The organism is Pseudomonas sp. GNP013 (assembly GCF_054343995.1).
The window spans coordinates 1,866,241-1,878,122 of the sequence record NZ_JBTGUT010000001.1; the positions used below are offsets into that span (position 1 = coordinate 1,866,241).

Annotated in this window: 14 protein-coding genes; 5 read left to right on the plus strand and 9 right to left on the minus strand. The window is 62.9% G+C overall.

Annotated elements, in window-relative coordinates:
- Window positions 1–73 precede the first annotated feature (73 nt).
- A complete protein-coding gene (locus ACXX81_RS08435; protein ID WP_458571495.1) occupies window positions 74–1,519 on the plus strand; it encodes an ATP-binding protein in 1,446 nt (481 codons plus the stop codon).
- Here the strand turns inward: ACXX81_RS08435 and ACXX81_RS08440 are convergent.
- Together ACXX81_RS08440 and ACXX81_RS08445 are read right to left on the minus strand one after the other, a co-directional pair.
- On the minus strand, window positions 1,466–4,222 hold the full coding sequence (locus ACXX81_RS08440; protein ID WP_458571496.1) for an ATP-binding protein: 2,757 nt from the start codon (window positions 4,220–4,222) through the stop codon (window positions 1,466–1,468). The genes ACXX81_RS08435 and ACXX81_RS08440 overlap by 54 nt on opposite strands.
- Before the next feature lie 58 nt (window positions 4,223–4,280).
- Window positions 4,281–4,670, minus strand: coding sequence for a helix-turn-helix domain-containing protein (locus ACXX81_RS08445; protein ID WP_231423336.1), 390 nt, complete (start codon window positions 4,668–4,670; stop codon window positions 4,281–4,283).
- Window positions 4,671–5,091: 421 nt separating this feature from the next.
- On the opposite strand from ACXX81_RS08445, the gene ACXX81_RS08450 reads away from it, so the two are divergent.
- Entirely contained in the window at window positions 5,092–5,679 is a 588-nt protein-coding gene (locus ACXX81_RS08450; RefSeq protein WP_209982583.1) for a LysE family translocator, read from the plus strand.
- Here the strand turns inward: ACXX81_RS08450 and ACXX81_RS08455 are convergent.
- The 5 genes from ACXX81_RS08455 to ACXX81_RS08475 form a co-directional block, all read right to left on the minus strand.
- Window positions 5,621–6,514 (minus strand): AraC family ligand binding domain-containing protein, encoded by an 894-nt coding sequence (locus tag ACXX81_RS08455; RefSeq protein ID WP_458571497.1) that lies wholly within the window; start codon window positions 6,512–6,514, stop codon window positions 5,621–5,623. The two genes, ACXX81_RS08450 and ACXX81_RS08455, sit on opposite strands and share 59 nt — an antisense overlap.
- Before the next feature lie 60 nt (window positions 6,515–6,574).
- Complete coding sequence (locus ACXX81_RS08460) at window positions 6,575–7,051, minus strand: copper chaperone PCu(A)C (RefSeq protein ID WP_209982579.1); 477 nt, start codon at window positions 7,049–7,051, stop codon at window positions 6,575–6,577.
- A complete protein-coding gene (locus ACXX81_RS08465) occupies window positions 7,051–7,656 on the minus strand; it encodes an SCO family protein (RefSeq protein WP_003239336.1) in 606 nt (201 codons plus the stop codon). The genes ACXX81_RS08460 and ACXX81_RS08465 overlap by 1 nt, the downstream gene beginning before the upstream one ends.
- 302 nt (window positions 7,657–7,958) lie before the next feature.
- Entirely contained in the window at window positions 7,959–8,246 is a 288-nt protein-coding gene (locus tag ACXX81_RS08470) for a hypothetical protein (RefSeq protein ID WP_458571498.1), read from the minus strand.
- 157 nt (window positions 8,247–8,403) lie between these two features.
- Window positions 8,404–8,880: a PA2171 family ribosome-binding persister protein gene (locus tag ACXX81_RS08475; RefSeq protein WP_209982575.1), complete on the minus strand. Its 477-nt coding sequence runs from the start codon at window positions 8,878–8,880 to the stop codon at window positions 8,404–8,406.
- 303 nt (window positions 8,881–9,183) lie between these two features.
- On the opposite strand from ACXX81_RS08475, the gene ACXX81_RS08480 reads away from it, so the two are divergent.
- Entirely contained in the window at window positions 9,184–9,390 is a 207-nt protein-coding gene (locus tag ACXX81_RS08480) for a PLDc N-terminal domain-containing protein (protein WP_209982573.1), read from the plus strand.
- 60 nt (window positions 9,391–9,450) lie between these two features.
- Here the strand turns inward: ACXX81_RS08480 and ACXX81_RS08485 are convergent, their stop codons facing one another.
- Together ACXX81_RS08485 and ACXX81_RS08490 are read right to left on the minus strand one after the other, a co-directional pair.
- A complete protein-coding gene (locus tag ACXX81_RS08485; protein ID WP_458571499.1) occupies window positions 9,451–10,011 on the minus strand; it encodes a type 1 glutamine amidotransferase domain-containing protein in 561 nt (186 codons plus the stop codon).
- Window positions 10,012–10,041: 30 nt separating this feature from the next.
- Window positions 10,042–10,545, minus strand: coding sequence for a DUF4142 domain-containing protein (locus tag ACXX81_RS08490; RefSeq protein ID WP_458571500.1), 504 nt, complete (start codon window positions 10,543–10,545; stop codon window positions 10,042–10,044).
- Window positions 10,546–10,739: 194 nt separating this feature from the next.
- Here ACXX81_RS08490 and ACXX81_RS08495 point away from each other — a divergent pair, with 194 nt between their 5' ends.
- Window positions 10,740–10,949, plus strand: coding sequence for a hypothetical protein (locus ACXX81_RS08495; protein ID WP_458571501.1), 210 nt, complete (start codon window positions 10,740–10,742; stop codon window positions 10,947–10,949).
- Window positions 10,950–11,021: 72 nt separating this feature from the next.
- Window positions 11,022–11,735, plus strand: a complete 714-nt coding sequence (locus tag ACXX81_RS08500; protein WP_322213867.1) for a DUF72 domain-containing protein — start codon at window positions 11,022–11,024, stop codon at window positions 11,733–11,735.
- Window positions 11,736–11,882 lie beyond the last annotated feature (147 nt).

The following is an 11,882-nucleotide window of genomic DNA, read 5'->3' on the forward strand; positions in this document are numbered from 1 at the left end:
GGCAAGATAACGCCAGGCCCCTGGAAAAGGATGCGCAGACGCCCAAGGTCGGGTGTTCCAGCGCTGTGCACAGATGAACAATGCCCCGACACTGAGTTTCGGTCCTTACACCTTTCACCCGCAACAGCGCCTGGTCAGCAAGGCCGGCTGGCCGGTGCCGTTGGGCGGTCGGGCGCTGGATATCCTGGTGGTGCTGCTGGAGGCGCGTGGCCGGTTTGTCGGCAAGGAGACGTTGATTGCCCGCGTGTGGCCGAGCAGCGTGGTGGAGGAAAACAACCTGCGCGTGCACATCGCGGCACTGCGTCGGGCGCTGGATGGGCAGCGCTGCATCGTCAATGACCCGCAGCGCGGCTACTGCTTTGTCGCGCCGCTGCAAGCCGTCGATCCCCCCACAATCGCGCGCCATAACCTCGCAGCCCGGCTCAGCCCGGTGATCGGCCGCGCCGAGCTGTTGGGTGCCCTGGGGCGACGCTTGTGCGGGCAACGCGTGATGACCCTCACCGGGTGCGCCGGTATCGGCAAGAGCACCCTGGCGCTGGCGCTGGCCGAACGCGTACTGCCGCGTTACCGCGAGGGTGTGTGGTGGGTGGACCTGGCCACGGTTGCGACGCCGCAGTCGATGCTGCGCCATCTGTGCAGCGCGTTGCAGCTGGTGTCCTGTGACACCGTCGGCGAACTGTGCCGCCAATTGACCGCGCGCCAGCTGTTGCTGGTGCTCGATGGCGCTGACCTGCTGCTCGGTGCCTGCCGCCACCTGGTGCGCTGTCTGCTGGAACAGGCGCCCCAGGTAACGGTGCTGTTGAGCAGCCGCGAAGCCTTGCAGTTGCCGGACGAATGGCTGCAGCGCGTGCCGGCTCTGGCGCTGCCCTCAGCCGGCGGCCCTGTTGAACAGGCCATGGCGTGCCCGGCGGTGCAGCTGTTTGTCGCTCGGGTGCAGGCCGCCCAGCAGGGCTTTGTCTTGCGTGCGCAGGACTTGCCGGCGCTGCACGATATCTGCAGGCGGCTGGACGGGATTCCCCTGGCCCTGGAGCTGGCTGCCGCCCAGGTCCATGCGCTGGGTGTGCAGGGCGTGCAGGCGCAGTTGCGTAATGGCCTGCAACTGCTGGCCCGTGGCCGCCGCACGGCGGTCGCACGGCATCAGTCCCTGACCGCCGCGCTGGAGTGGAGCTACGAGCGCTTGAGCGTGCCCGAACGCTGGTTGTTCCTGCAGTTGGGGGTGTTCCGGATGGCGCTGACCTTGCCTGCATTGACCGAGCGAATCGCCGGCACCGAGCTTGCTCACGCGGACCTGCCTTACCTGCTCGCGCGGCTGGTCGACACCTCGTTGTTGCAGGTGGAACCGGGCCCTGGCCCGTCGCGTTATCGCTTGCTCAACTGCGTGCGCAGCTACGCCCTGGCGCAGTTACGTGACCCGCAGCAGGTGGCGCGTTTGCAGCAGCACTATGGGCACTACCTGGGGCCGTTTTCAGGCCAGCCGTTTGTCCTGCAACTCGTCGAGCAGGCGGCGCACGCGCATTAGGTCGCGGGTGGCGAAGCCTTCGGTGAAGCGCGCGTAGACCGAACTCAGCAACTGGTGCGCAGCGTGCCGCTGACCCTGGCGCTGCCATAGCCGCGCCAGTGAGGTTGCGCAGCGCAACTCCCAGGCCAGGGCGCCTTGCTGGTGCGCCAGGCCCAGGGCGTCGCGCAGCAACGCCTCGGCGGCGGCGCTGTCGGGCAACGCCTGGGCGCGTACGCGCAAAATCTCCGGTGCGCACCAGCCGCCATCGCCGCTGCGCACGCGTTCGAACCAGGCATCATCCACGTGCCCCACGCCCAGGGTGATCAGGATGTCCTTGACCAGGTCCAGGCCTTGCATGGCGTCGATCGACAGGTGCTGCGCATACAGCTGCGCCCAGGTCTGGAACAACTGCGCCGAATGCTTGTGCGCCTGCTGCTCCAATAGCGCCTGCAACGACTGCGCTGACGCTTCATCGCCGTTGTAGCGGGCAATCACCACGCCGGCCAGCGCCAGGGTGTAGCAGAGGGTGGTGCCATGGTTGATCTGCAGCGCCAGTTCCAGGGCCTGGCTGGCGGTGCGCCACGCCTGCTCGGGCAAACCTTGCAACCACAGCACCCGCGCCAGCACGGTGAGCGAGGCGACGCTCTGGTCGTATTGCACGCCAAAAGAGTGGGTAAAGCGATTGAGATGGCCGCTCTGGGCCATGCGTTGGATCACCTGCTCGGCGTTGTGTCGGGCCAGCGCCTGGTTGCCTGCGTAATGCTGCGCCAGCACGCGCAGGCGTTGGGCGCTCAAGTCCAGCAGCGGGTCGCTGCGCGGGTCGAGGCGATCGAACTGAGTGCTCATGCTCAGGGCTTCACGGTAGCGACCGGCGCACAGGCTCACCGCCATATGCCCGGACACCGCGCGCAACTGACCGGCAATGTCCCCGCGGGTTTCGGCCAGCCGACGGGCGCTGACGAAGGCGTCGATGGTCTGCGGCGCGCCGCCCATGGCGTGGTAGGACAGGCTGCCCAGCGCCAGTTGCAGTTGCATCGCCAGTTGCGTGCACGGCACCTTGGCCCGCTGCAGCAGGGCCAGTGCCTTGCCCACGTACAGCGCCTGTTCGCGCAGCAGTGACAGCTCCTGCCACAGCGGCATGGCGCTGACCGTCAGGCGAATCCCCAGTACGTGCGCGCCGGCATCGCCCAGGCCCCAATCGAGGGCGGCGCGGATGTCTTCGCGCAGCGGCGCGTAGCGGTCGATCCAGGCCTGGGTTGCGGTCAGTTCCCAGTCGTCGCGGGCCTGCTCCATCAGCACCAGGCAGCGCGCGGCATGGCGTTCGTGGGTGGCGTCGAGTTCAGCCGCCAGGGTGAGTTTTTCCAGGGCGTAGGTGCGGGTGATGTCCAGCAGGCGATACACCACTTCGTCGTCGCCGGGCTCCACGTTCAGCAGGGACTTGGCGACCAGTTGCGTGATTGAACCGAGCACATCGGCCGGCACCTGCTGCGCTCCGGCGATCACCGCCACCGCACTGGCCAGGCTGAAACCTCCGCGAAACACGGCCAGACGGCGCAGGCAGCTCTGTTCGCCGCCGTTGAGCAGGTCGAAGCTCCAGTCGAGCGTGGCCCGCAGGGTTTGCTGGCGGGGCAGGGCGCTGCGCCGGCCATGGGTCAGCAGGCGGAAGGTGTCTTGCAGCTGCACCAGCAGGCCCGGCAGACCGAAGCGCTCGACCTGCGCCGCGACCAGTTCGATCGCCAGGGGAATGCCGTCCAGGCGCCGGCAGATCTCAATCGCCAGCGGCAGTTCGGCCTCGCTCAAGGTGAAGCTGTCCTGATGGGCGATGGCGCGCTCGATCAGCAACTGCATGGCCGGGTAACCCAGGGCCTGGGCGCGGTTGCCGGTGGCGGGCGGGCAGGCCAGCGGCTCGAGGCGTTGCACCTGTTCGCCTTCGGCGCGCAGGGCTTCGCGGCTGGTGGCGAGGATGTGCAGCCCAGGCGCTTGGCGTAGCAGGGTTTCGCTGATCAGGGCGATGTCATCGAGCAGGTGCTCGCAGTTGTCGATCACCAGCAGCAACTGGCGTTCGTGCAGGCTGCGGGCAATGCTCGGCAGCGGCTCATCGGCGCTGGGGGTGAGGTCGAGCAGGGTGGCGAGGTTGGGCAGGATCATCGACGGCGCGCTCAGCGGCGCAAGGTCCAGCAGGCGAATGCCGTCGCGGTAGTGCCCAATCAGCAGCTCCGCCACCCGCAGCGCCACGGTGGTCTTGCCGATGCCGCCGGCGCCGGTCAGGGTGATAAAGCGCTGCCGGGGCAGTTGCTGCACCAGTGTGTCGATCAGCGCCTGGCGCCCGATCATGCGGGTGCGGCGCAGCGGCAGGTTGTGGCACGGGCGTGGGCCGTCATGGGGCAAGGTCATGGGCTCGATGCTCAGGGGCGCGACAAAACTGTAGCCGCGCTGGGCCACCGTCACGATATAGCGCTGCCCGGCCTGGCCGTCGCCCAGAGCCTTGCGCAGCGCCGCCATGTGCACACGCAGGTTGCCGTCCTCCACCACGCTGGTGGGCCAGACCCGCGCGATCAATGCCTGCTTGCTCACCACATCGCCTGCGTGCTCCAGCAGCACCAGCAGAATGTCCACCGCACGCCGGCCCAGGCGCAACGGCCGGCCTGCCTCGAGCACCCGGCGCTGGCGCGGGTGAACCTGATAGGGGCCGAAGTGCACGGCCGGGTCGCTGAGGTCGTTCATGGACGGCCATGCTCGGGGAGACGGAGACGCTCAGCATAGTCCAGGCCCGCACCGACCACTAGGCGGCGATGACCGGGCGCGAGTGGTGATTTCGCCAGGTCATGGGGTTGACGCCTTCGCTGCGGGTGAAGATGTGGCTGAAGTGCGCCTGATCGCAAAAACCGCATTCCAGGCTGATTTGCGTGAGGCTCAAGGACGACCCGGTGATCAGCTCCTTGGCGCGCTGGATGCGTTGCCGACGGATCCATTCCTGGGGCGAGAGCCCGGTGGTGCATTTGAACGCGCGGGAAAAATGGCTGCGTGACAGCGCGCAGGCCTGGGCCAGGTCGGCAATCGCCAGGCTTTCGCCAAGGTGGGCGAGGATCAGCTGTTTGGCGATACGCTCGCGTCGCGGGCACAAGCCGCCGGCGGTGGGCGCACGGGGGGCGCAATACTCAAGTCGGGCCATGACGAATATCCGTTTTCGATGGGAGCGTTCCCGGTGAATGGATGCAGTGTAGACGCGCTTGATGATGGTGCCCGGTCACCTGGCTGGCGAGTTAATCGTTGTTAATTTCGCCAGGTGCGTGGCTGCAAAGCACAGCAAAGATGTGCAATGCAAAGCCCGTGTTGCATGGTTACCTGAGTCCTTGCCAATCGTTTGGATACCACCATGAACCGCAATGTGGGAGGGGGCTTGCTCCCGATAGCGGTGAATCAGTCGGTATATCTTTGGCTGGTACACCGCCATCGGGCGCAAGCCCCCTCCCACCGTTGGAATGTTGGTGGGGCTCGGGCAATTTTTCAGCAGGGGCATTTTGTTCAATACCGCAGCCGCTGAGCGCCTTACCGTGAGCTGTCTCCACCTTCGCTCACAAAAAGGAACCGCAATGAGCCTGATCATTTCCATGGCTGCCTTCGCCCTGGCCACTTCCATCACGCCAGGCCCTGTGAACGTGGTCGCCCTCAGCTCCGGGGCGCGCTTTGGTTTTGCCGCCAGCCAGAAGCATGTGCTCGGTGCGGCCAGCGGTTTTACCGTGCTGTTGGTGCTGATCGGTCTGGGGCTGCATGAGGTGCTGGTGCGCTGGCCATTGCTGACTCAGGTGATCCAATGGGGCGGCGTGGCGTTCCTGCTGTATATGGCGTGGAAACTCGCGACGGATGACGGCCGGCTCGACGCCGATGGCCGCGCCAGCGCGCCGTCGATGCTCTACGGCGCGGTGATGCAGTGGCTCAACCCGAAAGCCTGGCTCGCTTGCGTTGCAGGCATGGGGTTGTTCGTGGCGGATGGCGATGCCGCGCAAGTATGGCTGTTTGCGGCGATCTATCTGGTGATCTGCTACCTGTCGGTGGCGTGCTGGGCCTATGCCGGCACCTTTTTGCGCCGCTACCTGGCCAACCCGCGCGGCGTGCGCGTGTTCAACCGCGTGATGGCCGCGTTGCTGGTGGCCAGTGTGGGTTATTTGCTGATGACTTGAGCACGTCGCGGTATTGCCCGGGCGTGGCCGCGAAGTGCTGTTTGAAGGCGCGCTGGAAATGCGCCTGATCGGCAAAGCCGGCAGCCAGGGCCACGTCGGCGATCAACTCGCCATTGCGCAATTGGCTGCGGGCAAACTGGATGCGTTGGTTCACCAGGAACGCATGCGGCGTCAGCCCGCAATACTGCTTGAACGCGCGGATCAGGTACGAAGGCGAGAGCTCGGCCGCCAGGCAAATGTCCTCCAGCTTCAAGGTGTCGGTGCAGTGCGCGCGGATGTAATCGGCGGCGCGTTCCAGCTTGTGATTGGCCTCGCGCAGCGGCGCCCGCGAAGGGTTCAGGCGTTGCTGCACCTCGGTGAAGTAGCTCACCAGCGCGCTCTGTTTTTGCAGGAGTTCGGCCTGTTCATCCACCAGCAGACGGTAGAGTGCGAGCAAGCCGTTGTAGAGCACGGCGTCGCGTGAATAGGGCGTGCTGAAAGGGCGATAACCGTGATCCGTGCTGAAGCCCAATTGATATTGCAGGTCGGTCAACCACGGCGTATCGAGGTAGAGCATGTGGTAGGACCACGGTGTGTTGTCGATGGGGTTGCAGGCATGCACATCACCGGGGTTCATCAACACCACGGTGCCGGCGCTGATCTGGAAGGTCTGCGCGCCATGGTGGTAATAGCTGCGCCCGGTGATGATCGCGCCGATGGAGAAGTGTTCGTGGGCGTGGCGGGCGTACGTCACCTTGCGCCCGTCGGCGATGGTCCGCGCTTCGATGAATGGCAGGCGCGCATCGCGCCAGAAGCGCGGCGCCTGCGTAGGGGCATCAGAGGGCGTGAGCATCATGGCGGCGGCTCCATCGTTGGGCGGTGGCGACACGTCCGGTATCGGTCAGCCACCGGGCGATCAATGCATCTTGCTGTGGTCCATGTGCTCCATGCCATCGAGCCCGCGCACCGGGGCCTGCAGCTGGATCACTTGTTTCTCGCCCTTGGCCGATTCCACCGTGACGGTCAGCGGCACCTGCTCGCCTTCCTTGATCTGCCCGGTGAGGCCCATCAGCATCACGTGGTAACCGTTGGGGTCGAGCTTGACCGCCTTGCCTGCCGGCAGCGCGACCGAATCCACCGGGCCCATGCGCATCACGTCATCCTTCATGCTCATTTCATGGATCTGCACGTCCCTGGCCACTGGCGTCGCCACGCTCACCAGCGTGCTGTCGCTGTCCGCCGTGAGGGTCATGAAGGCGCCGCTGGACGGCTGGCCGGGCACGGTGGCGCGCACCCACGCATCGGTCACCTGGACCTGGGCACTGGCGTGGGCGGCGAGGCCGAGCAGGGCCAGGCCCGCGGTCAGGCGTTTGAGGTGTTGAACGGCAGTCATTAGCAGACCTCCATGACGGTGAGCAGGTCTTCTGCGCACTCTTTAGCGGTAAGGGACGCCTGCAGCCCAAGGCGCAGGTTGCCACGGGTATCGAATACAAAGCTGGTGGCGGTGTGGGACAGGGTATAGGTATCGCCGGCGGGAATCTTTTCATAAAAGATCCCGAACTCCTTGGCCGCCACGGCGATTTCTTCCGGGGTGCCGTACAGCGCTTCGAAGCTGGGGTCGAACGCCTTGACGTATCTGTCGAGGATTTCCGGCGTGTCACGTTCAGGGTCAAGGGTGATGAAGATCACCTGCATGATCTCGCCGTCGCGGCCCATCAGCTTTTTGGCCTGGGCGGCGCGGGCCAGGGTGGTCGGGCACACGGCCGGGCATTGGGTGAAGCCGAAGAACACCACCGGCATCAGGCCACGGTAGGAGCTGAGGGTGACGGTCTCACCCTCGGTGTTCTTGAGCTTGAAGGTACGGCCCATGATCTTGTCGCTCAGGTCCTTGCCGTACTTGAAGTTCAGCCTGGGGCTGCTGTCACAGCCACTGAGCAGGCCCAGGCCCAGCAGGCCCATGCCGGTCAGCACTGTGCGGCGGGTGAATAACGTACTCATCAACGGTGCATCCTGTGTAACGCCCGCCCTGCGCCGAATGGACACATCAGGCTTTGAGCAGCAGGCATTGAAAGAACAAGCGTGGAGGACGCCCAGTCTATCAACCCTGGCCAGCCGGCGTAATCTGCGACGTTCTGCCACAGGTGCAGTGTGCGCGAGTGATTTTTTAGATGTCAGCGGCGCGGGCGCGCCCACTACACCGCGCCTGCGCGTTGTGTGACAGGAAAATCACACGGGCAGAATTATCCCGCGCAGGCTTGGGCTGCACGTGGTGCGGCAACATCTGGAACCATTTTGCCTGTTCAATCAGCCGGACGAGGTTTCTCGTCGTCAGGCGATTGCGAACGCTCGGAAGATTTGGGTGTGTGGGTCTGCGTAGCGTGAGGCTTCTGTGTTTTTACGCGGGTGGTTTTTTTCTTGTCGTGGTCAGAGCGGCTGCCATGCCCGGAGCCCGGTGGCAGGGCAGAACCGCCGTTCAGCGGGGTCGCCGCCGGTCCGACATCATCGCCAAACGCAGCGTATGCCGGGGTTGCCAGGGCAGCTGACAAGGCCATGACCAGAAACAGGTTACGGGATGTGATGGTCTTCATGACGTAATCCCCTCGATCCATTGACTGAAACCCGAACGCTGCCAATGCAGCGCCCGGATCGTATTTCAACCAGATCAAACAATGCTGTCGCCTGATTGGGAACACCTACATGGAGAGCGTAGTGTGAAACCCTTCGACTTCAAGCGGCGATTGCGCATCAGGCCGCCATCGGCTTGGTGCCCATGGTTTTCTTGTAGGCCGCTTTCATGGCTTCCATCTCGGCGCCGAGTTCTTCGAGTATTTCCTTGCCCAGCAGTTTTTTAGCCTGGGGGAACATCTCGCTTTCCTCTTCCTCGATGTGGTGCTCCAGCAGTTCCTTGACCACTTTTACGCGACCGGAGAACTCGGTGGTGGAGGGCTCGGTCTGCTTGAGGTCAGGCAGCACCAGTGAGTCGACGGTGCGGTGCTCTTCCTTGGCTTCGTGGTACATGATGTCCTGCTCTTTGCCGCCGGCTTTTCTAAAGGCCGGGTAGAGGATTTCCTCCTCCAGCTTGGTGTGCAGACTGATCTCCATTTCCAGTTTGGCCAGCAACTCGGTGCGTTTTTTTACGCCGCGTTCGGTGGACTCGCTCAATTGGGTCAGTAGGGCTTTGACGCGTTCGTGGTCGGCTTTGAGAAGGTCAATGGCATTCATGGTCGAACCTCACGGATAACGTTCGGGCGCGTCGAAATGCGCGCCTCGTCCGTAGAAGGGTTGCATCAGGCGTACCAGCTTGCTTTAAAAATAAAACCTATAGGAATCAACAATTTATTTTGAATCCAACGCGGCGCCGTCGTGCACCTTGCATGGTTGCATCACTGGGGGATTGCACAACGCCTGCACCGGCAGCGCTTCATGAGCGTGCAGCGCACGCAGGCGCGAGCGCCGCTCGCAAGAATTCAATGGAACCCTTGGGCGATCTGCTTGACCTAATGCATAGACCTCAGGAGGTGAATCATGCAATTGGAATATATCTGGATCATATTGGCGGTGATTCTGCTGCTCGCAGAATTGTGGGCAATCAATGTGGTGCTGCGCAGCACGGGCGGCTGGGAGACGAAGGGGTTGTGGCTGATCATCCTGATCTTTGTGCCGTTGCTTGGACTGATTGCATGGGCAATGTTCGGTCCCAAGCGTGAGATGGCAGATCATCGCAAAAGCTGAAGTGCTGAGGATTGAATAAAACAGGCGCCGAATGGCGCCTGTTTACGTTGTACCGGGCAATCAGCCTGCGAGTGCCGTGGCAATCGCCTCGTTGAACGCCGGCAAGTCATCCGGTGTACGCGAGGTAATCAAGGTCCAGCCATTGGCCTTGCACTGCTTGACCTCGGCATCGACCCAGCCGGCAGCACCGGCGTTTTCCAGGTCGATACGGACACTTTTGTACGAGGTCAGCGTCTTGCCTTCGATCACGCCGGCATCGATCAGCGCCCAGGGGCCGTGGCAGATCGCCGCGATGGTCTTGCCGCTCTTGGCAAAATCGTTGATCAGGCGCAGTGCGGCCCGGTCCTGACGCAGTGTGTCGGCATTGACGGTGCCGCCAGGGATGACCAGTGCATCGAAATCGCTGCTGGCCACATCCGACAGCTGCACATCGGATTCCACGCTCTGGTCTTTCTCGGTGTCGCCGACAAAGGTCTGCGTGGTGCCGCCTTTGCTGGAGCCGTGAGTAACCGTAGCGCCGTAACCGCGCAGGGCTTGCAGCGGCTTGAGCAATTCGTCGCGCTCGATACCGGTGTTGGAGGTGATGACAAGGATCTTCTTGCCGTTGAGTTGCGTACTCATGATCAGGTGTCTCCTTGAGTCAGTTATGAATTAATGGGCGTGCTTGGCTTGCAGCTCCTTGGCCATTTTCAGGTGGGCTTCAAGGGTTGGCAGGGTCTTGGTGGCGAAGGCTTTCAGCTCGGCGTTGTCCGAGGAAGCGGCTTCTTTCCTGAACAGTTCGACGGTTGTTTCATGGGCGTCTACCTGGTTGTTGGCGTAGGCCTTGTCGAACGATTCATCACGCATTTCCAGGATGGCTTTCTTGGCCTTGTCGGTCAGCGCTGCGTCATCCGGTACTTCGATGTCGAGTTTTTTCGCCAGGGCCATCAGTTCCTGATTGGCCTTGGTGTGGTCGGTAACCATGTGCTGGGCGAAGGTCTTCACGTCAGCCGAGCTGCTTTTTTCCAGCGCGAGTTTGCCGGCCTCGACTTCGGTGATACCCCCTTGCGCGGCATGGTCGACAAAGTCATTGGACGTGGCGGCCATCGCGGCGGATATCGAGCCTGCAACCAGCACAAAGGTCAGGCCCATTTGTTTCATCAGCAAATTAGTCATGGTGAATCTCCTTGAGTGGGGTGATGCCGTACCTGTTTGTTGAACCGGTGCCTGGGCAAAAGGTTTAAATTTTTTTACAGCGATTTTCCCAACGGTCGGCACTGGCAATTTTCTTGAACCATCGAATTTCGATGGGCTCTGCTGCATAAGCACCCGCCGATTTGGCGGCCTTCAATTGCCAGGAACTGTTCACCATGACCGACCACACCACCGCCGATAAAACCCCGGACCCGATCAGCTCTGAAGACGCGCAAAAAGGCACGGCCGGCCCCGCCAAAGGGAAGACCCTGGAGCGCCCGAACGCGAAGACCGAAACCGTCGATAAAGTGCTGACGCCTACCGAGATCAAGGACCTCGAGCGCCAGACCGATGCGATCAATGAACAGCTCGCCAAGGGTCACTGAAATGGCCAGCGCCCTCACGGCGTCTGAACCGGGCATCGAGCCTGAGCCAGCCGATGACGTGATGGTGCTGTTTTGACCGGAGCGCTGTTTGTGGGCTGCGCGGGCTGGAGTCTGCCGCGTGAGCACTGGCCGGCGTTTGCCGACGAGGGCAGCCACTTGCAGCGCTATGCGTCGCGTTTCAACGCAGTAGAGATCAACAGTTCGTTTTACCGACCGCACCTGCCCAACACCTATGAGCGCTGGGCGCAATCGGTGCCGTCGGCATTTCGCTTCTCGGTGAAGGTGCCCAAGCACATTACCCATGAGTTGCGCCTGCAGCGATGCGAAACGGCACTCGATGAATTTTTCGCACAATGCCTGCACCTGGGCGAGAAACTTGGCTGCCTGCTGGTGCAGTTGCCGCCGTCGCTGAGCTACGAGACCGAAGTGGCCGGCGATTTTTTCGAGGCACTGCGACGACGCTTTGCCGGCGATGTGGTGCTGGAGCCGCGGCATGCCAGTTGGGCGGCGGCCGGGGCGTTGTTGCAGGCGTACCAGATCGGTTGGGTGACCGCTGACCCGGTGGTCATTGATGCTGTCGACGCCTGGCAGGGCGTGCGCTATTGGCGCCTGCATGGTTCGCCGCGGATCTATCACAGTGCCTATGGCCCCGAGCGCGTTGCGCTCCAGGCGCAAGCGTTGCGCCAATCCACTGCCGCCGGCGTGCCCACCTGGTGCATCTTCGATAACACCGCAAGTGGCCATGCCGTGGCCGATGCGCTGTGTCTGCTGGAAAAAAAACCGTAAAAATATAAAAAGAGTTGTCCACGAAAACCGTGGGTATCTCTGTGGATAACTTTGCGAAGGCCCGGCAGGCTTGGCGATTTAAGCTCAGGTTATTATTTGATCAACTTCGGGCGCGGGCCAGCATGGGCAGGGTTGGCGCTTGACACG

What these genes read in the sequence shown, in the direction of transcription:
- ACXX81_RS08435 (WP_458571495.1), top strand. Translation starts at nt 74, where the DNA reads ATGAACAATGCCCCGACACTGAGTTTCGGTCCTTACACCTTTCACCCG.
- ACXX81_RS08440 (WP_458571496.1), bottom strand. Translation starts at nt 4,222, where the DNA reads ATGAACGACCTCAGCGACCCGGCCGTGCACTTCGGCCCCTATCAGGTT.
- ACXX81_RS08445 (WP_231423336.1), bottom strand. Translation starts at nt 4,670, where the DNA reads ATGGCCCGACTTGAGTATTGCGCCCCCCGTGCGCCCACCGCCGGCGGC.
- ACXX81_RS08450 (WP_209982583.1), top strand. Translation starts at nt 5,092, where the DNA reads ATGAGCCTGATCATTTCCATGGCTGCCTTCGCCCTGGCCACTTCCATC.
- ACXX81_RS08455 (WP_458571497.1), bottom strand. Translation starts at nt 6,514, where the DNA reads ATGATGCTCACGCCCTCTGATGCCCCTACGCAGGCGCCGCGCTTCTGG.
- ACXX81_RS08460 (WP_209982579.1), bottom strand. Translation starts at nt 7,051, where the DNA reads ATGACTGCCGTTCAACACCTCAAACGCCTGACCGCGGGCCTGGCCCTG.
- ACXX81_RS08465 (WP_003239336.1), bottom strand. Translation starts at nt 7,656, where the DNA reads ATGAGTACGTTATTCACCCGCCGCACAGTGCTGACCGGCATGGGCCTG.
- ACXX81_RS08470 (WP_458571498.1), bottom strand. Translation starts at nt 8,246, where the DNA reads ATGAAGACCATCACATCCCGTAACCTGTTTCTGGTCATGGCCTTGTCA.
- ACXX81_RS08475 (WP_209982575.1), bottom strand. Translation starts at nt 8,880, where the DNA reads ATGAATGCCATTGACCTTCTCAAAGCCGACCACGAACGCGTCAAAGCC.
- ACXX81_RS08480 (WP_209982573.1), top strand. Translation starts at nt 9,184, where the DNA reads ATGCAATTGGAATATATCTGGATCATATTGGCGGTGATTCTGCTGCTC.
- ACXX81_RS08485 (WP_458571499.1), bottom strand. Translation starts at nt 10,011, where the DNA reads ATGAGTACGCAACTCAACGGCAAGAAGATCCTTGTCATCACCTCCAAC.
- ACXX81_RS08490 (WP_458571500.1), bottom strand. Translation starts at nt 10,545, where the DNA reads ATGACTAATTTGCTGATGAAACAAATGGGCCTGACCTTTGTGCTGGTT.
- ACXX81_RS08495 (WP_458571501.1), top strand. Translation starts at nt 10,740, where the DNA reads ATGACCGACCACACCACCGCCGATAAAACCCCGGACCCGATCAGCTCT.